We start from the raw sequence: 21,589 nt of genomic DNA on the forward strand, positions 1-21,589 counted from the left end.
GTAAAAATGTTGTAAACAGAGTTATCCACAACCTATGTACATAAACCCGCCTGCCTGAAAAATCAACGTCATACAAATTAAATATTTATCTGTTTGATTTGTAATGATATTTATTTATCCCAAAACGTTATCCCGATCACTTGCTCTTTTTGTTGCAGTTGAAAGACAACGTGTTTTTATTTTTATGCACAAATCCACAGAGTGAGACATCTGGCGATCTCGCCGCGCGGCGCATGTCGTCAGGCATCCCTCGGCAAACCTTTTTCCACAGCCCGTATCAGCCGTTTTTTCTGCGCCGTCTGCACCTCGATGCCCTGCGCTTGGCGGCGGGCGAGCTGTTGCGCCAGCGCCCAGTGGATATGTTCGTCCAGCATGGCGTCCTGACTCAGGCGCGAGCGCAGCGCGAGCACGATATCGTCCTCGTAGGGTGCATTGCCCAGCGCCACGGCGATATTGCGCAGCCAGCGCAGGTGGCCGATACGGCGTATCGCCGAGCCTTCGGTGATGCGCAGAAATTTTTCTTCCGTCCAGTTGAACAGATCGATCAGCTGCGGCGCATGCAGCGCGGCGCGTGGGCTGAAATCGTCTTCGTCGGTGAGCTGCGAAAAGCGGTTCCACGGGCAGATCAACTGGCAGTCGTCGCAGCCGTAGATGCGGTTCCCAAGCAGCGGTCGGAATTCCTCCGGGATCGCGCCTTCCAGCTCGATGGTCAGGTAGGAGATGCAGCGCCGGGCGTCTACGGTATAGGGGGCGACGATAGCACCGGTCGGGCAGGTAGTGATGCAGGCGACGCAGCGGCCGCACTGCTCTTCCTGCGGCTGATCCACCGGCAGCGGCAGATCGATCAGCAATTCGCCAAGGAAGAACCACGACCCGGCTTCACGGTTGAGAATTAGTGAGTGTTTACCAACCCAACCGATGCCCGCCTTGGCGGCCAGCGCGCGTTCCATCACCGGCGCTGAATCGACAAAGGGGCGGAAATTCAACTCGCCGCAGTATTCCTGGATTTGATCGCCCAGCTTTTTCAGGCGCTGGCGCAATAGCTTGTGATAGTCGCGCCCCAGCGCGTAGCGGCTGACGTAACCCAGCTGTGGATTTTGCAAGGTGCTGGCAAACGCCGCCTTGGCCGGCAGATAGTTCATACGTACGCTGATCACCCGCAGCGTGCCTGGCAACAGTTCATGGGGGCGCGCGCGCAACATGCCGTGGCGTGCCATCCATTCCATCTCGCCGTGGTACTGCTTATCGAGCCAGGCCTGCAGCTTAGGCTCTTCGAGGCTCAGGTCGGTATCGCAGATGCCAACCTGTTGGAATCCTAGCGATTGCCCCCATTGCTTGATATGTTGGGCGAGTTGATGGAGATCGAGGGGGTGCGTCATGACGGGCCACAGTGAAAAAGCATACGCTGACAGTTTACCACACTCTGTCTGGCCTGCGGATTGGATCCGTCGCTCGGAACCCGCGGCGGCGGCCTCGCTCGGTATTTCTCTTTACGACTTGATGCAGCGCGCCGGTCAGGCTGCCTACGCATTGGCGCGCAACGCGTACCCTTCCCGCGACCACTGGCTGGTGTTGTGCGGCCACGGCAACAACGGCGGCGACGGATATGTGGTGGCGCGCCTGGCGAAGGCGGCGGGCGTGCAGGTGACGCTGATCGCTTGCGAAGGCGCGCGGCCTTTGCCGCCGGAAGCCGCTGCGGCCCGCCAGGCCTGGCTGGCTGCCGGCGGTGATATTCTGCCGGCGAACAGCCGCTGGCCGGCGTCTGTCTCTCTCATCATCGACGGCCTGCTAGGTACTGGCCTGGGCAGCGCGCCGCGTGCGCCTTATGACGCGCTGATCGAGGCCGCCAACCGCCATTCGGCGCCGGTGGTCGCGCTCGATATCCCGTCCGGCCTGCTGGCGGAAAGCGGCGCGGTGCCGGGCGCGGTCGTGCGTGCCGCACACACCGTCACGTTCATCGGCCTCAAACCGGGGCTGCTGACCGGCCAGGCGCGCGACTGGGTCGGGCAACTTCATCAGAATGCGCTAGGCTTATCGGGTTGGCTGGCGAAGCAACCGGAGCAGATTCAGCGGCTTACCGCCGAGGTGTTGCCGCGCTGGCTGCATCCGCGCCATCCCTGCGCCCATAAAGGCGAGCATGGCCGCCTGCTGTTGGTGGGCGGTGACCGCGGATTCGGCGGCGCCATTCGCATGGCGGCGGAAGCGGCGCTGCGCAGCGGGGCTGGGTTGGTGCGAGTGCTTACTCACATTGAGCACGTCGCACCGCTGCTGGCGGCCCGACCGGAGCTGATGGCGCAGGCGCTGGACGAGGCGACGCTGTGGCAGGCGATACAATGGGCGGATGTGCTGGTGATTGGTCCGGGGCTGGGCCAGGCTGAATGGGGCAAAAACGCCTTGAATGTGTTGCAAACCAGCGATAAACCGGCCTTGTGGGACGCCGATGCGCTGAACTTGCTGGCATTAAATCCCGAGAAACGGCAGAATCGCGTGATGACTCCGCATCCTGGAGAGGCGGCGCGGCTGTTGAGCTGCAGCACTGCTGACATCGAGAGTGATCGCTTACTTGCCGTGCGCAACCTAGTGGCGCGCTACGGCGGCGTGGCGGTGCTGAAAGGCGCCGGTACGCTGATCGCCGATGAGCAAGGGCAGATGGCGATCGCCGACGTCGGCAACGCCGGTATGGCCTCCGGCGGCATGGGCGATGTGTTGTCGGGTATCATCGGCGGTTTGCTGGCGCAAAAGCTCCCGCTGTATGATGCCGCCTGTGCGGGCTGCGTCGTACATGGCGCGGCCGGCGATCGCGTAGCGGAAAGACAAGGAACAAGAGGCATGTTGGCGACCGATTTACTGCCGGACATCCTTCATTTCGTTAACCCTGAGTGGGCAAAATAGACTTTATCGAATGAAAGAACTCGTTTTACCTCTGCCGGACGAGGCAGCGACTGTCGCATTGGGCACCACTTTGGCCAAGGCCTGCGATCGCGCCAGCGTCATCTATCTCTACGGCGACCTGGGCGCCGGTAAAACCACCTTCAGCCGCGGTTTCCTGCAGGCGTTAGGGCATCAGGGCAACGTCAAAAGCCCGACCTACACGCTGGTAGAGCCTTATGCCTTGCAGCCGCTGGCGGTATATCACTTCGATCTGTATCGCCTGGCCGATCCTGAAGAGCTTGAATTCATGGGCATTCGCGATTACTTCGCGCAAGATGCCATCTGCCTGGTCGAATGGCCGCAGCAGGGTATCGGCGTGCTGCCGGAGCCGGATCTGGCGCTGCATCTTTGCTATCAGGGCGAGGGGCGAGAGGCGAAGATCGAGGCGATTTCCGCTTACGGCAGCCAGCTGTTAGACCGCATTCATGGATCACAGGGATGATGCTGTAATGACGCACGTGTTGAAAAAATTTGCGGTCATCATGCTGATCGCCGTGCTGGGGCCGCTCGGCGCGCTGAACGCGCTGGCGGCGTCCTCGCTGTCCGATATCAAAGTGTCCAACGCCCAGCGTGAGGCGACGGTATCGGTGAGCTTCAATGGCCCGCCGGACTATGCGTTTTTCCCGCTGCACGGCCCGGATCGCGTGGTGCTGGACGTTAACCAGAAGGGCAAGGTCGGCGGTCTGCCGCTCAACTTCAGCGGCCAAAACCTGGTGAAAAGTATTCGCTCCAGCGCACCGAAAGACGCTCAGAGCGTTCGCCTGGTCTTCGACCTGACCCAGCGCGCCAAAACCCGCGTTTCCACCCGTCAAAACGGCAGCGTGCATACCGTGGTGTTCACCATTACGGCCGAAGGCAGTGCCAATACCGTGGTGCGCAAAGCGCCGGTGCAAACGCCTGCGCCGGTTGCGGTCAACCCACCGCCGCGTCAGGCGCCGGTCGCGGTGCGTGACGCGCCGGAGCCGCCGCTGCGCAAAGCGCCGACGGGATCGAATCCCTTTACCAATAAACAGACCGTCGTCGCAGGCACCGCCACAGAGGTCACGCCGCGCAGCAGCCGTGTTTCCGCCGGTTCCGGCGATCGGGTGGTGGTGGCGATCGACGCCGGCCACGGCGGCCAGGATCCGGGCGCCATTGGCCCGAGCGGGCTGAAAGAAAAGAATGTCACTATCGCCATCGCGCGCCGTCTGCAGGCGATGTTGGACGCCGATCCGCAGTTCAAACCGGTGCTGACGCGTAACGGCGACTACTTCATCTCGGTGATGGGGCGTTCCGACGTCGCACGCAAACAGGGCGCCAACGTGCTGGTCTCCATCCACGCCGACGCCGCGCCAAACCGCAGCGCCAGCGGGGCTTCCGTTTGGGTGCTATCCAACCGCCGTGCCAACAGCGAAATGGCCGGCTGGCTGGAACAGCATGAGAAACAGTCTGAGCTGCTCGGCGGCGCCGGCGATCTGCTGGCCAACAGCCAGGCCGACCCTTACCTGAGCCAGGCGGTACTGGATCTGCAGTTCGGCCACTCGCAGCGCGTGGGATACGACGTGGCGGTGAAAGTGCTGCAGCAGCTGCAAAGCGTCGGATCGCTGCACAAACGCCGGCCGGAGCACGCCAGTTTGGGCGTGCTGCGTTCGCCGGATATTCCATCGCTGCTGGTGGAAACAGGATTTATCAGTAATAGCACGGAGGAGCGGCTGCTGGGCAGTAGCGCGTATCAGGAGAAGATTGCCAAGGCCATTCATAACGGCCTGCGCAGTTACTTCCTGGCGCATCCGCTGCAAGCCGACCCAAAGGTGGAAAACCGACCGCTGGACGTCGCAGCGGCGGTTAACACCTCAACACCAGACGTGCGCCAGCCTGAGCCTATCGTCAGCTCGGCCGGCGCGAGCCGCAGCGTAAGCGGCAAGACCCAGATCCACGTGGTGAAGCGGGCGGAAACGCTGTCCGGCATTGCCGACAGCTACGGCACGACCATGGCGGCGCTGCGGGATCTGAACAAACTGAAAAAAGACGGCGTGTGGGTCGGGCAACGCCTGAAGGTGCCGGCGGGGAAAACCGCCGCCGTCACCACCGTCGCCAAGGCGAAAACGCCGGCGAAGAAGCCGTCTAAACATAAAGTGGCCCGCGGGGATACGCTCTCCTCCATCGCTTCTCGCTACGGGGTCAGCGTCGGCGATCTGAAACGGGTCAATAATCTGAAGTCGGACGTCGCGCCGCTGGATCGGACGCTGACCATTCCGCAGGCCTAGCGCCACCGCTACAGGAGTCAGTATGCCTATCCAGGTGTTACCACCACAGCTCGCCAACCAGATCGCCGCCGGAGAGGTGGTTGAACGCCCCGCGTCGGTCGTCAAAGAGCTGGTGGAAAACAGCCTGGATGCCGGTGCGACGCGCATCGATATCGATATTGAACGTGGCGGCGCCAAGCTGATCCGCATTCGCGACAACGGCTGCGGCATCGGCAAGGACGATCTGGCACTGGCGCTGGCGCGGCACGCCACCAGTAAAATCAGCACGCTCGACGACCTGGAGGCGATCGTCAGCCTCGGTTTTCGCGGCGAAGCGCTGGCCAGTATCAGCTCGGTTTCCCGTTTGACCCTGACGTCGCGCACCGCCGAGCAGAGCGAGGCGTGGCAAGCCTATGCCGAAGGGCGCGAGCAGGCGGTCACCGTCAAACCCGCCGCGCACCCGGTCGGCAGCACGCTGGAAGTGCTTGATCTGTTTTACAACACCCCGGCGCGCCGCAAGTTCATGCGCACCGAGAAAACCGAATTCGGCCATATCGACGAAGTGGTGCGGCGCATCGCGCTGGCGCGTTTCGATGTGGCGATCAACCTCAGCCACAACGGCAAACTGATCCGCCAATACCGGGCAGCGAAAGAAGAAAGCCAGCACGAGCGCCGTTTGGGCAGCATCTGCGGCCCGGCGTTTTTGCAGCATGCGCTGAATATCGACTGGCAGCATGGCGATCTGAGCATCCGCGGTTGGGTGGCGGATCCGGCCGGGGCGCGCCAGCTGGGTGAAATGCAGTACTGCTACGTCAACTGCCGCATGATGCGCGATCGTTTGATCAACCACGCCATTCGTCAGGCCTATCAGGATCAGCTGAAAGACGATCAGCAGCCCGCTTACGTGCTGTATCTGGAAGTCGATCCGCACCAGGTGGATGTCAACGTTCATCCCGCCAAGCACGAGGTGCGTTTTCATCAGGCGCGGTTGGTGCACGATTTTATCTATCAGGCGGTAACCACCGTGCTGCAGCAGGCCGGTCAGACGCCGCCGCTGCCGCTGGCGGATACGCCTGACGAAGCGCCCGCGCCGGTCTGGCAGCAGGAAAACCGCGTCGCTGCCGGCGGCAACCATTTTTCTCAGCCTGCGCCGCGTCGCGAAACACCGCCACCGGCCGGCGCCGCCCGCGAGCGCGCACCGCAGCCGGGCTGGCAAACGACCGGTGGTTACCAGAAACGTGAAGGCGAGCTGTACGGTAAATTGATGCAGCCCGCTGCCGAGCCACAGGCCGATGCCGCGCCGGAAGTCCCGAGCAAACCGCCGTTGTTCCCACCGGCGAAAACCGCAGCGGAAGCGCCGCTGGCGGGCGGCTTGCACAGTTTTGGTCGAGTGCTGATGGTTCATCCGCCGTGTTACGCGTTGCTTGAACAGCGCCAGCAGCCGGCGTTGATCAACCTGACGGTGGCGGAGCGTTGGCTGCGCCAGGCGCAACTTAACCCGCCGGCGGAAGGGCTGCGGCCGCAACCGCTGCTGATCCCAGTCAAGCTGACGTTGGACAAGCGCGAAGCGGCGGCCATCGCGCGGCATCAGGCGCTGTTGGCGGCGATGGGGCTGGATCTGCAGACGGATCACGGCCGTGTGACGCTGCGCGCAGTGCCTTTACCATTACGCCAACAAAATTTACAAAAACTGATACCCGAACTGTTAGGCTATCTGGCCGAACATCAGGAGATGTCGCCCGCGGTGCTGGCCACCTGGCTCGCTCGCCGCCTTGGCAGCGAACATGAACAGTGGAACACCTCGCAAGCGATACAATTGCTGACCGACGTTGAACGACTTTGCCCGCAGCTGGTCAAATCGCCACCGAGCGGACTTTTACAACCCGTTGATTTACAGGCTGCACTGGCGGCCCTCAAGCATGACTGAAACTGAAATGACACCACGTCCCCCGGCTATTTTCATCATGGGGCCGACCGCCTCGGGCAAAACCGCGCTGGCGATCGCGCTGCGCGAACGCCTGCCGGTGGAACTGATCAGCGTCGATTCCGCGCTGATTTATCGCGGCATGGATATCGGCACCGCCAAGCCGAGCGCCGAAGAATTGGCGCAGGCGCCGCATCGGCTGATCGATATTCGCGATCCCTCCGAAGCCTACTCGGCCGCGGAGTTCCGCGCCGACGCGCTGAAGGAAATGGCTGACATCACCGCCGCCGGGCGCATTCCGCTGCTGGTCGGCGGCACCATGTTGTATTTCAAGGCGTTGCTGGAAGGATTGTCGCCGCTGCCGTCTGCCGATCCCGCGGTGCGCGAGCGCATCGAACAGCAAGCGGCTGAGCAGGGCTGGGAGGCGTTGCACCGGCAGTTGCAGGCGATCGATCCGGTCGCGGCATTGAGAATTCATCCGAATGATCCGCAGAGACTGTCCAGAGCACTGGAAGTTTTTTTTATTTCGGGTAAAACTTTAACGGAACTGACTAAAATTTCGGGTGAATCGTTACCGTATCAAGTTCACCAATTTGCGATAGCGCCGACCAGCCGTGAGTTGATTCATCAACGCATCGAGCTGCGGTACCATCAAATGTTGGCGGCGGGTTTTGAGACGGAAGCGCGTGCACTTTTCGCACGGGGTGATTTGCATACGGACTTGCCCTCCATTCGCTGTGTCGGTTACCGCCAGATGTGGTCATACTTGTCTGGTGAAATTAGTTACGATGAGATGGTTTATCGTGGTATTTGCGCAACACGTCAGTTGGCTAAACGCCAGATGACCTGGTTACGGGGTTGGGAGTCGGTCCATTGGTTGGACAGTGAAAAGCCGGGAGAGGCTTTGGACTCGGTGACACAGGTTGTTAGTGCATAGGTTGGGTGATTGTGTACAATTGCTGAGTATTCAGCGCGCAAATTTTTTACGTCGTTTATTTTAGAGCCGACAGGTTCTTAGTTACAAACAACAAGCAAATAAGGAAAAGATAGAATGGCTAAGGGGCAATCTTTGCAAGATCCGTTCCTGAACGCATTGCGTCGTGAACGTGTTCCGGTTTCTATTTATTTGGTGAATGGCATTAAGCTGCAAGGCCAGATTGAGTCTTTTGACCAGTTTGTCATCCTGTTGAAGAACACGGTTAGCCAGATGGTGTACAAGCACGCTATCTCTACCGTTGTCCCGTCACGTCCGGTTTCGCATCACAGCAACAACCCGAGCGGCGGTTCAAGCAACTATCACCATGGCAACAACCCGTCTGCGCAGCAACAGCCGCAGCAGGAAAGCGATGACGCTGAATAAAGCGCGTTGCAAGTCAACCATGACGGGGAGCATAAGCAGCCGTGGGCTGTTTATGTCCCCCAAACTCACGGTGAGTGTCCGTTTGAGAGGTTGCACGCTTGTTTGACCGTTATGAAGCCGGTGAGCAGGCCGTACTGGTTCATATCTATTTCTCGCAAGACAAAGATACGGAAGACCTCAACGAGTTCGAATCGTTGGTTTCCTCAGCCGGTGTCGAAGCTTTGCAAGTGGTGACTGGTAGCCGCAAAGCCCCGCATCCGAAATACTTTGTCGGCGAAGGAAAGGCCGAAGAAATTGCAGATGCGGTGAAAGCCAGCGGCGCGTCTGTTGTCCTGTTTGATCATTCCCTTTCCCCGGCGCAGGAAAGAAACCTCGAGCGCCTGTGCGAATGCCGGGTGATCGATCGCACCGGGCTGATTTTAGACATTTTCGCCCAGCGTGCCCGTACCCATGAAGGTAAGCTGCAGGTGGAGCTGGCGCAGTTGCGCCACATCGCCACGCGTCTGGTGCGTGGCTGGACGCACCTGGAGCGGCAAAAAGGGGGGATTGGCCTGCGCGGGCCGGGGGAAACCCAGCTTGAGACCGACCGTCGCCTGTTACGCGATCGCATCAGCTTGATTCTGCGCCGCCTGGGGCGGGTAGAAAAGCAGCGTGAACAAGGCCGACGCGCGCGGACCCGCGCCGATGTGCCGACCGTATCGCTGGTGGGCTACACCAACGCCGGCAAATCCACCCTGTTTAACCGAATAACGTCTGCCGAGGTGTATGCGGCGGACCAGCTATTTGCCACCCTGGATCCTACGTTGCGGCGCATTGACGTGCCGGACGTGGGGGATACCGTGTTGGCGGATACCGTAGGCTTTATCCGGCACCTGCCGCACGATCTGGTGGCCGCCTTCAAGGCGACGCTGCAGGAAACGCGCCAGGCATCTCTGCTGCTGCACGTCATCGACGCGGCGGATCCGCGCGTCGATGAGAACATCGAAGCGGTGAACACCGTGCTGGCGGAGATCGACTCGGATGAAATCCCTACACTGTTAGTGATGAACAAAATAGATATGCTGGACGATTTTGTGCCGCGTATCGACCGCAACGACGAAAACTTGCCGATCCGGGTGTGGCTGTCCGCCGCCAGCGGAGAGGGTATTCCGTTGCTGTATCAGGCGTTGACGGAGCGCTTATCGGGGGAGATCGCGCATTACGAATTGCGCTTACCGCCACGGGCAGGCCGTCTTCGCAGCCGTTTTTACCAGCTTCAGGCGATTGAAAAAGAGTGGAACGAAGAGGACGGCAGCATTGGCGTGGTGGTGCGAATGCCGATCGTCGAATGGCGTCGTCTCTGCAAGCAAGAACAGGACCTGATTGACTTTATCGTATGATCATATCCTGTTACATTTATGCTTCGCGAAAGCCTGAAGTACCCAATCACAGAATATGGAGCTAAAACATGGCGTGGAATCAGCCCGGTAATAACGGACAGGACCGCGACCCGTGGGGGAGCAGCAATAACAATGGCGGCAACTCTGGCGGTAACAACAAAGGCGGTCGTGATCAAGGGCCACCTGATTTGGACGATATCTTCCGCAAACTGAGCAAGAAATTGAGCGGTTTCGGCGGGGGCAAAGGCTCCAACAGCAATAGCGGCGGCACCGGCACCTCTGGTCCGGGCTTCAGCGGCCGCATTATCGGTATCGCGGCGGTTGCCGTGGTGGTGATTTGGGCCGCCAGCGGCTTCTACACCATCAAGGAAGCCGAGCGCGGCGTCGTGACGCGTTTCGGCAAGTTCAGCCACCTGGTGCAGCCGGGCCTGAACTGGAAGCCGACCTTCATCGACGACGTGCGTCCGGTGAACGTGGAATCCGTGCGCGAGCTGGCGGCATCCGGCGTGATGCTGACCTCCGATGAAAACGTGGTGCGCGTGGAAATGAACGTGCAGTACCGCGTGACCAACCCGGAAGCGTACCTGTTCAGCGTCGTCAATGCCGACGACAGCCTGAGCCAGGCGACCGACAGCGCCCTGCGTGGCGTGATCGGCAAATACTCGATGGATCGCATCCTGACCGAAGGCCGTACCGTGGTGCGTAACGATACGCAGCGCATGCTGGAAGAGACCATTCGTCCTTACAACATGGGCATCACGCTGCTGGACGTCAACTTCCAGGCGGCGCGTCCACCGGAAGAGGTGAAGGCGTCGTTCGACGATGCGATCGCCGCGCGTGAGAACGAGCAGCAATACATCCGTGAAGCGGAAGCGTACGCCAACGAAGTTCAGCCGCGTGCGAACGGCCAGGCGCAGCGTCTGCTGGAAGACTCCAAGGCTTATAAAGACCGTACCGTCCTGGAAGCCCAGGGTGAGGTGGCGCGCTTTGCCAAACTGTTGCCGGAATACAAGTCCGCTCCGCAGATCACCCGCGAGCGTCTGTATATCGAAACCATGGAAAAAGTGCTGGGCCATACCCGTAAGGTGTTGGTGAGCGACAAAGGCAACAACCTGATGGTGTTGCCGCTGGATCAGATGCTGCGCGGCCAAGGCGCGGCGCCGGAGAGCGGTAATAAGGATACCAGCCTGATTCGCCTCAATCCGAATTCTGCGCCGGCTGCCAACAGCAGCGCTCCGCGCACCAGCGGCGGTTCGATTATGGATCAGCGCCGGGCGAATGCGCAGCGTGACGACACCACTCGCGTAGGGAGAGAGTAATCAATGCGTAAGTCTTTTGTAGTTATTGTCCTCGCGGTGCTGGTGGTGCTGTACGCTTCGCTGTTCGTGGTGCAGGAAGGCCAGCGCGGCATCGTGCTGCGCTTCGGCAAGGTTCTGCGCGACGGCGAAAACAAGCCGCTGGTGTATGCGCCGGGTCTGCACCTCAAGATCCCGTTCATTGAGACCGTGAAGAACCTGGATGCGCGCATCCAGACCATGGACAACCAGGCCGATCGCTTCGTGACCAGCGAGAAGAAAGACCTGATCGTCGACTCCTATCTGAAATGGCGCATCAGCGACTTCAGCCGTTACTATCTGGCGACCGGCGGCGGCGACGTCTCCCAGGCCGAAGTGCTGCTGAAACGCAAGTTCAGCGACCGTCTGCGTTCCGAAATCGGCCGCCTGGACGTGAAAGACATCGTGACCGACTCGCGCGGCAAGCTGATGTCCGACGTGCGTGACGCGCTGAACACCGGCACCGTGGGTGACGGCGAAGAAGTGGCGACCACCGAAGCCGATGACGCTATCGCCTCTGCGGCGGCGCGCGTCGAGCGGGAAACCACCGGCAAACAGCCGCAGGTGAACCCGAACAGCATGGCGGCGCTGGGCATCGAAGTGATCGACGTGCGTATCAAGCAGATCAACCTGCCGGCGGAAGTGTCCGACGCCATCTACCAGCGTATGCGCGCCGAGCGTGAAGCGGTAGCCCGTCGTCTGCGCTCGCAGGGCCAGGAAGAAGCCGAGAAGCTGCGCGCCAGCGCGGACTACGAAGTGACCCGTACTCTGGCGGAAGCTGAGCGTCAGGCGCGTATCACCCGCGGTGAAGGCGATGCCGAAGCGGCCAAGCTGTTCGCCAACGCGTTCAGCCAGGATCCGGACTTCTATGCCTTTATCCGCAGCCTGCGTGCCTATGAAGCCAGCTTCAAGGACAACCAGGACGTGCTGGTACTGAGCCCGGACAGCGATTTCTTCCGCTACATGAAGTCGCCTGATACCCTGCGCAAGTAAGCGCGGCAGGCAATCTGATCGAGGGCCCGTTTACGCGGGCCCTTTCTCGTTTTTGGGGGATGCATGAACTCAACGATTTGGCTGGCGCTCGGGCTGGTTCTGGTGCTGGAAGGATTAGGTCCGATGCTGTTTCCGCAGGCCTGGCGCAAAATGATTGTGGCGATGTCACAGTTGCCGGATGCGACGCTGCGGCGATTTGGCGGTGGAATAGTGGTTGCGGGCTGCGTGATCTACTACATGTTGAGCGGCCGCACGGGTCTTTAAAGTCTAGACCAAAATTTATGCAATCGTATGCTAAAAGTGCTGAAAATCGAAAATTACGGTGGTAGAATCCATTTTTAAGCAATCGGTGATTTTGAAAAATGGGTAAGAACGTCGTCGTACTGGGCACCCAATGGGGTGACGAAGGTAAAGGCAAGGTTGTAGACCTGCTGACTGAACGGGCTCAATATGTTGTGCGCTACCAAGGTGGCCATAACGCTGGCCACACTCTGGTAATCAACGGTGAAAAAACCGTCCTTCATTTAATTCCTTCAGGTATTCTGCGTGAAAACGTCACCAGCATCATCGGCAACGGTGTTGTTCTGGCGCCAGACGCATTGATGAAAGAAATGGGTGAACTCGAAGCGCGTGGCATCCCGGTACGCGAACGTCTGTTACTGTCCGAAGCTTGCCCGCTGATCCTGCCTTATCACGTCGCGCTGGACAACGCGCGCGAGAAAGCGCGCGGCGCGAAAGCGATCGGCACCACCGGTCGTGGTATCGGCCCGGCTTACGAAGATAAAGTGGCTCGTCGCGGTCTGCGCGTCGGCGATCTGTTCAACAAAGAAACCTTCGCTGTTAAGCTCAAAGAGATCGTCGATTACCACAACTTCCAGCTGGTCAACTACTACAAAGTTGAAGCCGTCGATTATCAGGCGACGCTGGACTACGTGCTGTCTATCGCCGACATCCTGACTTCTATGGTGGTTGACGTTTCCGAACTGCTGGACGGCGCGCGCAAGCGTGGCGACCTGATCATGTTCGAAGGCGCTCAGGGCACCCTGCTGGATATCGACCACGGTACTTATCCGTACGTTACCTCTTCTAACACCACCGCCGGCGGCGTGGCTACCGGTTCCGGCATTGGCCCACGTTATGTGGACTACGTGCTGGGCATCGTGAAAGCCTACTCCACTCGCGTGGGTGCAGGTCCGTTCCCAACCGAACTGTTCGATGAAACCGGCGAGTACCTGTGCAAGCAGGGTAACGAGTTCGGCGCCACCACCGGCCGTCGCCGCCGTACCGGCTGGCTGGACGCGGTAGCGGTGCGTCGCGCCGTACAGATCAACTCCCTGTCCGGCTTCTGCCTGACCAAGCTGGACGTCCTGGACGGCCTGAAAGAAGTGAAGATCTGCGTGGGTTACCGCATGCCGGACGGCCGCGAAGTGGATACCACTCCGCTGGCGGCTGAAGGTTGGGAAGGTATCGAACCTATCTACGAAACCATGCCGGGCTGGAGCGAAACCACCTTTGGCGTGAAAGAGTACAGCAAGCTGCCTCAGGCTGCGCTGAACTACATCAAGCGCATCGAAGAAGTGACCGGCGTACCGGTAGACATTATCTCTACCGGCCCGGATCGCAGCGAAACCATGATCCTGCGCGATCCGTTCGACGCATAATCAGGCTTTGCGGCATTAAACAAACCGGGCGTGTCCCGGTTTGTTTTTATCCTGACTCCCTCCGATTGCGGTTTCACGTCAAAAAATCCTTTCATAAACCCGCCTTAGGGCGCGGGATTCGCTAAATAATTAGCGACGAACTCTCCGGCTGGTTTATTATCCAATGAGTAATCTTTTGAATAGCGCCGAAAAGCGGCGTATCAGACGGGTAAAGTAATACCCAGAGGTAAGATGTGCAGTTAACAAGTTTTACTGATTATGGCCTACGGGCGTTGATCTACATGGCCTCGTTGCCGCAGGACAAAATGACCAGTATCTCGGAAGTAACCGAGGTTTATGGCGTGTCTCGCAACCATATGGTGAAGATCATCAATCAGTTGAGCCGGGTAGGTTTTGTCACGGCGGTGCGCGGTAAGCATGGCGGTATTCGCTTGGGCAAACCGGCCGAGAGCATTCGCCTTGGTGACGTGGTGCGGGCGCTGGAGCCGCTCGCGTTGGTTAACTGCAGCAGTGATTTTTGCCACATCACCCCTGCCTGCCGATTGAAGCAGGTGCTCCACCAGGGCGTACAGAATTTCCTTGAAGAGCTGGATAAGCATACGTTGGCCGATATGGTCGAAGACAATCCGCCGCTCTACAAGCTATTGCTTGTCGAATAAAACGACGTTGAGAAGACAAGGCTCAACGTCATCCTGCTGATGACAACGGAGGAACCGCAATGTCACAAGATCCATTCCTGGAACGAGAAGCAGAAAAATACGAATCCCCTATCCCCAGTCGTGAATATATCCTGGCCCATTTGGCGAAAAGAGAAACCCCGGCCAGCCGCGAAGAACTGGGCAACGAACTGGGCCTCAGCGGTGAAGAGCAGCTGGAAGCGCTGCGCCGCCGCCTGCGCGCCATGGAGCGCGATGGCCAGTTAGTGTTTACTCGCCGCCAGTGCTACGCGCTGCCGGAACGTTTGGACCTGCTGCGCGGCACGGTGATCGGCCACCGCGACGGCTACGGCTTCCTGCGCGTTGAAGGCAGCAAGGACGATCTGTACCTGTCTGCCGAACAGATGAAAATGGCGATCCACGGTGACGTGGTGCTGGCGCAGGCCTTGGGCGCGGATCGCAAAGGGCGCCGTGAAGCGCGCATCGTGCGCGTGCTGGTGCCGAAAACCAGCCAGATTGTCGGCCGCTTCTTCATGGACGCCGGTACCGGCTTCGTGGTGCCGGACGACAGCCGTCTGAGCTTCGATATTCTGATCCCGGCGGACAGCGTCAGCGGCGCGCGCATGGGCTTTATGGTGGTGGTGGAGCTGACTCAGCGTCCAACCCGTCGCACCAAGGCGGTCGGCAAGATCGTCGAGATCCTCGGCGACAAGATGGGCACCAGCATGGCGGTGGATATCGCGCTACGCACCCATGAGATCCCGCATACCTGGCCGCCGCAGGTGGAAAAACAGGTGGCCGATCTCAGCGAGCAGGTGCCGGAAGCGGCCAAGAAGGGCCGTGTCGATCTGCGCAAGCTGCCGTTGGTCACTATCGACGGCGAAGACGCGCGCGACTTCGATGACGCCGTATACTGCGAGAAAAAACGCGGTGGTGGCTGGCGCCTGTGGGTGGCGATCGCCGACGTCAGTTACTACGTGCGTCCGCGCACCGCGCTGGACGATGAAGCGCGCAGCCGCGGCAACTCGGTGTACTTCCCGTCGCAGGTGATCCCGATGCTGCCGGAAGTGCTGTCCAACGGGCTGTGCTCCTTGAATCCGCAGGTCGATCGCCTGTGCATGGTGTGCGAGATGACCATCTCCGCCCAAGGGCGCCTGTCCACGGCCAAGTTCTACGAGGCGGTGATGAGTTCGCACGCCCGCCTGACCTACAATAAGGTGTGGCACATTCTGCAGGGCGATCAGGAGCTGCGCGAGCACTACCATCCGCTGGTCAAGCACCTGGAAGAGCTGCACGCGATGTACAAGGTGCTGGATAAGGCGCGCGCCGAGCGCGGCGGCATCGCGTTTGAAACCGAAGAAGCCAAATTCATCTTTAACGCCGAACGCCGCATCGAGCGCGTGGAGCCGACGGTGCGCAATGACGCCCACAAGCTGATCGAAGAGTGCATGATCATGGCCAACGTGGCGGCAGCGCGCTTCGTCGAGAAACGCAACGAGCCGGCGCTGTACCGCGTGCACGATCGTCCGAGCGACGACCATATCTCCGCGCTGCGCAGCGTGCTGAGCGAGCTGGGGCTGACGCTGGGCGGCGGCAACAAGCCGCAGCCGAAGGACTATGCGGTGCTGATGGATGAAGTGTCCGAGCGCCCTGACCACGAAATGCTGCAAACCATGTTGCTGCGTTCGATGAAGCAGGCGATTTACGATCCGGAAAACCGCGGCCACTTCGGCCTGGCGCTGGCGTCTTACGGCCACTTCACTTCTCCTATCCGCCGTTATCCGGATCTGGCGCTGCACCGCGCGATCAAATATCAGCTGGCCAAAGAACACGGCGAGCCGAAAGAGCGCTGGACGCCGACCGGCGGCTGGCACAGCGAATTCGAAGAGATGCTGCAGCTGGGCGAACACTGCTCGATGACCGAGCGCCGCGCGGATGAAGCGACGCGCAACGTCGCCGACTGGCTGAAGTGCGACTTCATGCAGGATCACGTCGGTGAAGTGTTCAGCGGCATCATCTCCAGCGTTACCGGCTTCGGCTTCTTTGTGCGCCTGAACGATCTGTTCATCGACGGGCTGGTGCACGTATCAACGCTGGATAATGATTACTATCGCTACGATAATATCGGCCAGCGCCTGATCGGCGAGTCTTCCGGCACGGTCTATCGTCTGGGGGATACGGTGGAGATCCGCGTGGACGCGGTGCATATGGACGAGCGCAAGATCGACTTCGCGCTGGTGTCCAGCACCCGCAAAGCGCGCGGTGAAGGCAAAACCGAGCGCGATCGCGCCAAGAAGGGCGGCCAGCGTACGCTGCGCGACAACGGTAACGCGGGGCGCGGCAAGCGCCGCGGTGGCAAACCGCCGGCTAACTTCGAACCGGACAGCGCCTTCCGCAAGCAGGATGACGCCAAACCCGCCGACAAGGTGAAGAAGGCGAAGAAGAAAGCCAAGAAAGCGTCCGACAAAACGCGGAAAATCGCGGCGGCGACCAAAGCCAAACGCGCAGCCAAGAAGAAAGGTGCCGAGCAGGCCTAACCTGCCGCACATCGTTATCATCGGCCGGTTATCACCGGCCGCACGAATTTAAAAGAGCATCATGAGCGAAATTATTTACGGCATCCACGCCGTCAAAGCCCTGTTAGAGCGCGATCCGCAACGCTTCCTGGAAGTGTTTATCCTGAAAGGCCGCGAAGATCGCCGCCTGCAACCGCTGATCGCCGAGCTGGAAGCGACCGGCATCGTGATCCAGGTGGCGAGCCGCCAGTGGCTGGATGACAAGGTTGAAGGCGCGGTTCACCAGGGGATCATCGCCCGGGTGCGCGAAGGGCGTCAGTATCAGGAGAACGACCTGCCGGGTCTGTTGGAGAGCGTGGAAACGCCATTCCTGCTGGTGCTGGATGGCGTGACGGACCCGCATAACCTCGGCGCCTGCCTGCGCAGCGCCGACGCCGCCGGCGTGCACGCGGTGATCGTACCGCGCGATCGTTCCGCCCAACTGAACGCCACCGCCAAGAAAGTGGCCTGTGGCGCCGCCGAGAGCGTGCCGCTGATCCGCGTGACCAACCTGGCGCGCACGCTGCGTCTGCTGCAGGAAATGAACGTCTGGGTGGTGGGCACCGCCGGTGAAGCCGACCATACGCTGTATCAGAGCAAAATGACCGGCCCGATGGCACTGGTGATGGGCGCGGAAGGCGAAGGCATGCGCCGTCTGACCCGCGAACACTGCGACGAGCTGATCAGCATCCCGATGGCCGGTACCGTTTCTTCGCTGAACGTGTCGGTCGCCACCGGCATCTGCCTGTTCGAAGCGGTGCGCCAGCGCGGCTGATTCTCCTGGCGGGGGCCTTGTGCCCCCGTTAATTCCTCCTCTTGTGATCCCGCCTTCGGCAGAAATCTATGCGCCGACCATACTTACTCCTGACGCTTTTCTCAGGGAGCACTCTCATGGTCTGGACTACGCACACCGTTTTTAACCAACCCAAGCCGCTGGGCAACAGCAACCTGTTTCTCTCCGATACGCCGCTGCGCGAAGCGTTGCTGCGCGAACAGGGCGGCTGGGACGCCGAGGTATTGGCCTCGCTGGGCCAGCAGCTCGGTACCCAGGAGTCGCTGGAGCTGGGGCGTCTGGCTAACGCCAACCCGCCGGAGCTGCTGCGCTACGACGCCACCGGCCAGCGGCTGGACGACGTTCGCTTTCATCCCGCCTGGCATATTCTGATGCAGGGGCTGATCGCCAATCGGGTGCACAACCTGCCCTGGCAGGAGGATGCGCGCATCGGTTCCTTCGTGGCGCGCGCCGCGCGCTTTATGCTGCATGCGCAGGTTGAGGCCGGCACGCTGTGCCCGGTGACCATGACCTTCGGCGCCACGCCGCTGTTGCTGCAGGCGTTGCCGGCCGAGTTTCGCACCTGGCTGTCGCCGTTGCTGTCGGATCGTTATGACGCTCACCTGCTGCCGGGGGGGCAAAAGCGCGGCCTGCTGATCGGCATGGGCATGACGGAGAAGCAGGGCGGCTCCGATGTCTTGAGCAATACCACCACCGCCACGCCGCTCGGCGCGCGCGGGCCGGGTGAAGCCTACCGGCTTGTAGGGCACAAGTGGTTCTTCTCGGTGCCGCAGAGCGATGCGCACCTGGTGCTGGCGCAGGCCGAAGGCGGGTTGTCCTGCTTCTTCCTGCCGCGCATTTTGCCGGACGGTAGCCGCAACGCCATTCGCCTGGAGCGGTTGAAAGACAAACTGGGCAACCGCTCCAACGCCAGCAGCGAAGTGGAGTTTCAGGACGCCACCGCCTGGCTGCTGGGGGAGGAAGGTGATGGCGTGCGGCATATCCTGAAGATGGGCGGCCTGACCCGTTTCGACTGCTCGCTCGGCAGCCACGGCCTGATGCGCCGCGGACTGTCGGTGGCGCTGTATCATGCGCTACAGCGGCAGGCGTTCGGCAAGCTCTTGATCGAACAGCCGTTGATGCGCCAGGTCTTGGCGCGGATGGCGCTGCGGCTGGAAGGACACACCGCGTTGCTGTTCCGGCTGGCCCGCGCCTGGGAAAGCCGCAGCAATGAGGGCGAGCTGATTTACAGCCGCCTGCTGACCCCGGCAGCCAAATACAGCATCTGCCGCCAGGGCATGCCGTTCATCGCCGAAGCGATGGAGGTGTTGGGCGGTATCGGCTACTGCGAAGAGAGCGAGCTGCCGCGCCTGTATCGCGAGATGCCGGTCAACAGCATCTGGGAAGGTTCCGGCAACATCATGTGTCTGGACGTGTTGCGCAGCCTGCACAAACTGCCGGGCGCGCTCGAAATGCTGCAGTTCGAACTGCAGCCGGTGCGCGGCCAGAATCGCTTGTTCGATCACGCCTGGCGGCAGTGGCAGCAGCGCGCCCGACAACCGAGTGAAGAGATGGGGCGGTTGTTGACCCAGCAGCTGTTCGACCTGTGCTGCGCCGCGCAGCTGCTACAGCACGCCAGCCCGCAGATTGCCGATGCCTGGTGTCACATGACGCTGGATCACCGTGGCGAGAGCCTGCTGTCGGCCGAGGTGTGCGAACTGCTGTTGAATCGCGCTATCGGCGGTTAGGGAAAAGGGTGGCGCGCGGCGGCGAAAACCTTTTTAATTCAGCCTCACTCTGACAGGAAAATGCACATGGATATTCTCAGCGCGTTGGCAGCGTTCGCCTCTTATTTCTTCAGCGGTTTCGCCATGATTTTGGTGTTTCTGTTCGTCTATACCCGCATCACCCCGCACGATGAATGGACGCTGATCAAGGCCGATAATCAATCCGCTGCCTTTGCTTTCATCGGCGCCTGCCTGGGGTATGTGATCCCGTTGGCCAGCGCGGCGATCAACTCGATCAGCCTGCTGGATTACCTGCTGTGGGGCGTGGTGGCGCTGGTTGTGCAACTGCTGCTGTTCGCGGCCGTGAAGATCTACATGCCGCGCATCAGCGAAAAAATCGAAGCGAATCACCTGGCCGCCGGGATTTTCTTGGGGGGCGTCTCCGTCAGCGGCGGCGTGTTGAATGCGGCTTGCATGAGTTACTAAAGGTATAAAATGGCCGAGGCGCGCCAGCCAAGCGGGTGCGCCTGTTCTTCCATCCGCAGGATGCGGTAATAGCTGGCGCCGTGTTGGCCGGCGGTACGGGCGATGGTCTGCTCCGCCTCCTGTGGTGAACCGGGCAGATCGTTAAAGGTGATCTCGGCGATTTCACTGAGCGGCGTCACGCGATCGGCGGGCGCCAGCTCGGCGGACTGTGCGCCGGTGCTGAGCAGCCCTACCGAAAGCAGGAGGGAGGTGAGTGCGGCGGAGCGTTTCATGGCGTTCCCCTTCGTCAGATCCTGAATCGACACCCGCAACATGCGGCATGCTGTCCGCCAGTGTGCAGCACCCAACTTCAGCCTGTGCAAAGGCAGTGTAAATCTGCTTAAAAATCCCCGCCTTACCGATACAGGATCGCCTGGGAATACCATTGGCCCGGCACGATGGTCTCGCTGTTCATGATGATCACGTAATACCGGGCGCCGGCGGCGGTGGCCTTGCGTTGGATCTCTGCTTCTACGTCCATCGGGCTGCCGCGCACTACGGCGGTAACGGTACCGATTTTCACCAGCTCGGCGGTCTGCGCGCGGACGATTTCCTGCGCCTGTGCAGTGGGCGGCGGTGGCAGTTTCGGCGTGGTGGTCATGAGGCCGCAGGCGGAAAGCTGTGCGGCCAGCGTCAGGGCAATGAGTGTGCGGACAAGCGTCATGGTGACCTCTGAAAAGCCGGTAGATGGCTTCAGTGTAACGCAATATAAGCTGGAACAGATTGAGCTAACGCTGGCTGGCGCAAGTTTGTCATGATGAATGCCAACAGGTGAGCAGAGGATAAACGGATGATCGAAATTCATGACGAGCGGGCGGGCGATATTGCGGTGATCCACGCCGTCCCCGCAGGACACTATCACCGGCCCTTGCCAACGGTGTTCTTTTGTCATGGCTATACCTCATCGAAAGAGGTGTACGCCTACTTCGCCTATGCGCTGGCGCGAGTTGGTTTTCGGGTGGTATTGCCGGATGCCGATCGGCACGGCGAGCGGTTCGACGGCGATGAGGCGCGGCGTCTGGCCACGTTTTGGGAGATCCTGCGCAGTAATATCGACGAGTTACCGCAGATCAAGGCGCATTTCGAGCGGCTCGGCCTGATTGCCGACGGGCGTATCGGCGTTGCCGGCGCCTCTATGGGGGGCATGACCGCGCTTGGCGCCTTCGCACGCTTCCCGTGGATCCGGGCGGCCGCCAGCCTGATGGGTTCCGGCTATTATCGGGCGCTGGCGCAAACGCTGTATCCGCCGTTGGACGAAGAGGGCGAGGCGCTCTCGCCGGCGGCGTTTGCGGCGCGCACCGCCGTGCTGGCGGAATATGAGCTGGAAGGGCGTTTGGAGACGATCGTCGGGCGGCCGCTGCTGCTGTGGCACGGCGAGACGGACGACGTGGTGCCGGCGGCGGACAGCCTGCGTTTGGCGGCTGAATTGCGGTTACATGGCGCGGACGGCCGTTTGACGTCGCTCATCGAACCGGGGGTGAAGCACCGCATCACGCCGCTGGCGCTGTCCGCCACGGCCGACTTCTTCCGCCGCGAGCTGTAATGCG

General features: G+C 60.6%; 20 protein-coding genes. 17 read left to right on the top strand and 3 right to left on the bottom strand.

Annotated features, from left to right (window positions below):
* Positions 1 to 239: 239 nt before the first annotated feature.
* Positions 240 to 1,379: a tRNA epoxyqueuosine(34) reductase QueG gene (gene queG / locus EGY12_RS09000; protein ID WP_123893189.1), complete on the bottom strand. Its 1,140-nt coding sequence runs from the start codon at positions 1,377 to 1,379 to the stop codon at positions 240 to 242.
* Between queG and nnr the strand changes: the two genes are divergently transcribed.
* The 16 genes from nnr to EGY12_RS09080 all read left to right on the top strand — a co-directional run bounded on the left by nnr (position 1,378) and on the right by EGY12_RS09080 (position 20,003).
* Entirely contained in the window at positions 1,378 to 2,892 is a 1,515-nt protein-coding gene (nnr, locus tag EGY12_RS09005; protein ID WP_123893190.1) for a bifunctional ADP-dependent NAD(P)H-hydrate dehydratase/NAD(P)H-hydrate epimerase, read from the top strand. The two genes, queG and nnr, sit on opposite strands and share 2 nt — an antisense overlap.
* 10 nt (positions 2,893 to 2,902) lie before the next feature.
* Positions 2,903 to 3,373, top strand: coding sequence for a tRNA (adenosine(37)-N6)-threonylcarbamoyltransferase complex ATPase subunit type 1 TsaE (gene tsaE / locus EGY12_RS09010; RefSeq protein ID WP_123893191.1), 471 nt, complete (start codon positions 2,903 to 2,905; stop codon positions 3,371 to 3,373).
* A 7-nt stretch (positions 3,374 to 3,380) separates the two neighbouring features.
* Complete coding sequence (gene amiB, locus EGY12_RS09015; protein WP_123893192.1) at positions 3,381 to 5,177, top strand: N-acetylmuramoyl-L-alanine amidase AmiB; 1,797 nt, start codon at positions 3,381 to 3,383, stop codon at positions 5,175 to 5,177.
* A 22-nt stretch (positions 5,178 to 5,199) separates the two neighbouring features.
* Entirely contained in the window at positions 5,200 to 7,083 is a 1,884-nt protein-coding gene (mutL, locus tag EGY12_RS09020; protein WP_123893193.1) for a DNA mismatch repair endonuclease MutL, read from the top strand.
* Positions 7,076 to 8,017 carry a tRNA (adenosine(37)-N6)-dimethylallyltransferase MiaA gene (gene miaA / locus EGY12_RS09025; RefSeq protein ID WP_123893194.1) on the top strand — a complete coding sequence of 314 codons (942 nt, stop codon included), beginning with the start codon at positions 7,076 to 7,078 and terminating at the stop codon, positions 8,015 to 8,017. Before mutL ends, miaA begins: the two co-directional genes overlap by 8 nt.
* 114 nt (positions 8,018 to 8,131) lie before the next feature.
* The gene (gene hfq / locus EGY12_RS09030; protein ID WP_004933678.1) at positions 8,132 to 8,440 is read left to right on the top strand and encodes an RNA chaperone Hfq; all 309 of its coding nucleotides are present in this window, start codon (positions 8,132 to 8,134) and stop codon (positions 8,438 to 8,440) included.
* Positions 8,441 to 8,538: 98 nt separating this feature from the next.
* Positions 8,539 to 9,819 carry a ribosome rescue GTPase HflX gene (gene hflX / locus EGY12_RS09035; RefSeq protein ID WP_123893195.1) on the top strand — a complete coding sequence of 427 codons (1,281 nt, stop codon included), beginning with the start codon at positions 8,539 to 8,541 and terminating at the stop codon, positions 9,817 to 9,819.
* A gap of 68 nt (positions 9,820 to 9,887) precedes the next feature.
* Positions 9,888 to 11,138 carry an FtsH protease activity modulator HflK gene (gene hflK, locus EGY12_RS09040; protein ID WP_123893196.1) on the top strand — a complete coding sequence of 417 codons (1,251 nt, stop codon included), beginning with the start codon at positions 9,888 to 9,890 and terminating at the stop codon, positions 11,136 to 11,138.
* A gap of 3 nt (positions 11,139 to 11,141) precedes the next feature.
* A complete protein-coding gene (gene hflC / locus EGY12_RS09045; protein ID WP_004933669.1) occupies positions 11,142 to 12,146 on the top strand; it encodes a protease modulator HflC in 1,005 nt (334 codons plus the stop codon).
* Between the two features lie 63 nt (positions 12,147 to 12,209).
* Complete coding sequence (locus EGY12_RS09050) at positions 12,210 to 12,410, top strand: DUF2065 domain-containing protein (RefSeq protein WP_004933666.1); 201 nt, start codon at positions 12,210 to 12,212, stop codon at positions 12,408 to 12,410.
* A gap of 98 nt (positions 12,411 to 12,508) precedes the next feature.
* Positions 12,509 to 13,807, top strand: coding sequence for an adenylosuccinate synthase (locus EGY12_RS09055; protein WP_048232474.1), 1,299 nt, complete (start codon positions 12,509 to 12,511; stop codon positions 13,805 to 13,807).
* A 233-nt stretch (positions 13,808 to 14,040) separates the two neighbouring features.
* Entirely contained in the window at positions 14,041 to 14,466 is a 426-nt protein-coding gene (gene nsrR, locus EGY12_RS09060) for a nitric oxide-sensing transcriptional repressor NsrR (protein WP_033636784.1), read from the top strand.
* Between the two features lie 59 nt (positions 14,467 to 14,525).
* Positions 14,526 to 17,000, top strand: a complete 2,475-nt coding sequence (rnr, locus tag EGY12_RS09065) for a ribonuclease R (RefSeq protein ID WP_123893197.1) — start codon at positions 14,526 to 14,528, stop codon at positions 16,998 to 17,000.
* Positions 17,001 to 17,061: 61 nt separating this feature from the next.
* On the top strand, positions 17,062 to 17,793 hold the full coding sequence (gene rlmB, locus EGY12_RS09070) for a 23S rRNA (guanosine(2251)-2'-O)-methyltransferase RlmB (protein WP_038879203.1): 732 nt from the start codon (positions 17,062 to 17,064) through the stop codon (positions 17,791 to 17,793).
* 116 nt (positions 17,794 to 17,909) lie between these two features.
* Positions 17,910 to 19,538, top strand: coding sequence for an isovaleryl-CoA dehydrogenase (locus tag EGY12_RS09075; protein WP_123893198.1), 1,629 nt, complete (start codon positions 17,910 to 17,912; stop codon positions 19,536 to 19,538).
* Positions 19,539 to 19,604: 66 nt separating this feature from the next.
* Complete coding sequence (locus tag EGY12_RS09080; protein WP_123893199.1) at positions 19,605 to 20,003, top strand: DUF350 domain-containing protein; 399 nt, start codon at positions 19,605 to 19,607, stop codon at positions 20,001 to 20,003.
* Here the strand turns inward: EGY12_RS09080 and EGY12_RS09085 are convergent.
* Both EGY12_RS09085 and bsmA read right to left on the bottom strand, forming a co-directional pair.
* A complete protein-coding gene (locus tag EGY12_RS09085) occupies positions 20,000 to 20,275 on the bottom strand; it encodes a DUF1471 domain-containing protein (RefSeq protein WP_123893200.1) in 276 nt (91 codons plus the stop codon). The two genes, EGY12_RS09080 and EGY12_RS09085, sit on opposite strands and share 4 nt — an antisense overlap.
* Before the next feature lie 122 nt (positions 20,276 to 20,397).
* The gene (gene bsmA, locus EGY12_RS09090; protein ID WP_123893201.1) at positions 20,398 to 20,706 is read right to left on the bottom strand and encodes a biofilm peroxide resistance protein BsmA; all 309 of its coding nucleotides are present in this window, start codon (positions 20,704 to 20,706) and stop codon (positions 20,398 to 20,400) included.
* Positions 20,707 to 20,832: 126 nt separating this feature from the next.
* Between bsmA and yjfP the strand changes: the two genes are divergently transcribed.
* Complete coding sequence (gene yjfP / locus EGY12_RS09095; protein ID WP_123893202.1) at positions 20,833 to 21,585, top strand: esterase; 753 nt, start codon at positions 20,833 to 20,835, stop codon at positions 21,583 to 21,585.
* The last annotated feature ends 4 nt before the right edge of the window (positions 21,586 to 21,589 follow it).

This window comes from Serratia sp. FDAARGOS_506 (genome assembly GCF_003812745.1).
Taxonomy (GTDB): Bacteria; Pseudomonadota; Gammaproteobacteria; order Enterobacterales; family Enterobacteriaceae; genus Serratia.

Coding starts and splice junctions, on each gene's coding strand:
- hflC (WP_004933669.1), top strand. CDS start 11,142: ATGCGTAAGTCTTTTGTAGTTATTGTCCTCGCGGTGCTGGTGGTGCTG.
- EGY12_RS09075 (WP_123893198.1), top strand. CDS start 17,910: ATGGTCTGGACTACGCACACCGTTTTTAACCAACCCAAGCCGCTGGGC.
- queG (WP_123893189.1), bottom strand. CDS start 1,379: ATGACGCACCCCCTCGATCTCCATCAACTCGCCCAACATATCAAGCAA.
- nnr (WP_123893190.1), top strand. CDS start 1,378: ATGACGGGCCACAGTGAAAAAGCATACGCTGACAGTTTACCACACTCT.
- bsmA (WP_123893201.1), bottom strand. CDS start 20,706: ATGACGCTTGTCCGCACACTCATTGCCCTGACGCTGGCCGCACAGCTT.
- amiB (WP_123893192.1), top strand. CDS start 3,381: ATGACGCACGTGTTGAAAAAATTTGCGGTCATCATGCTGATCGCCGTG.
- EGY12_RS09085 (WP_123893200.1), bottom strand. CDS start 20,275: ATGAAACGCTCCGCCGCACTCACCTCCCTCCTGCTTTCGGTAGGGCTG.
- mutL (WP_123893193.1), top strand. CDS start 5,200: ATGCCTATCCAGGTGTTACCACCACAGCTCGCCAACCAGATCGCCGCC.
- yjfP (WP_123893202.1), top strand. CDS start 20,833: ATGATCGAAATTCATGACGAGCGGGCGGGCGATATTGCGGTGATCCAC.
- EGY12_RS09080 (WP_123893199.1), top strand. CDS start 19,605: ATGGATATTCTCAGCGCGTTGGCAGCGTTCGCCTCTTATTTCTTCAGC.
- tsaE (WP_123893191.1), top strand. CDS start 2,903: ATGAAAGAACTCGTTTTACCTCTGCCGGACGAGGCAGCGACTGTCGCA.
- hflK (WP_123893196.1), top strand. CDS start 9,888: ATGGCGTGGAATCAGCCCGGTAATAACGGACAGGACCGCGACCCGTGG.
- rnr (WP_123893197.1), top strand. CDS start 14,526: ATGTCACAAGATCCATTCCTGGAACGAGAAGCAGAAAAATACGAATCC.
- EGY12_RS09055 (WP_048232474.1), top strand. CDS start 12,509: ATGGGTAAGAACGTCGTCGTACTGGGCACCCAATGGGGTGACGAAGGT.
- EGY12_RS09050 (WP_004933666.1), top strand. CDS start 12,210: ATGAACTCAACGATTTGGCTGGCGCTCGGGCTGGTTCTGGTGCTGGAA.
- hfq (WP_004933678.1), top strand. CDS start 8,132: ATGGCTAAGGGGCAATCTTTGCAAGATCCGTTCCTGAACGCATTGCGT.
- miaA (WP_123893194.1), top strand. CDS start 7,076: ATGACTGAAACTGAAATGACACCACGTCCCCCGGCTATTTTCATCATG.
- rlmB (WP_038879203.1), top strand. CDS start 17,062: ATGAGCGAAATTATTTACGGCATCCACGCCGTCAAAGCCCTGTTAGAG.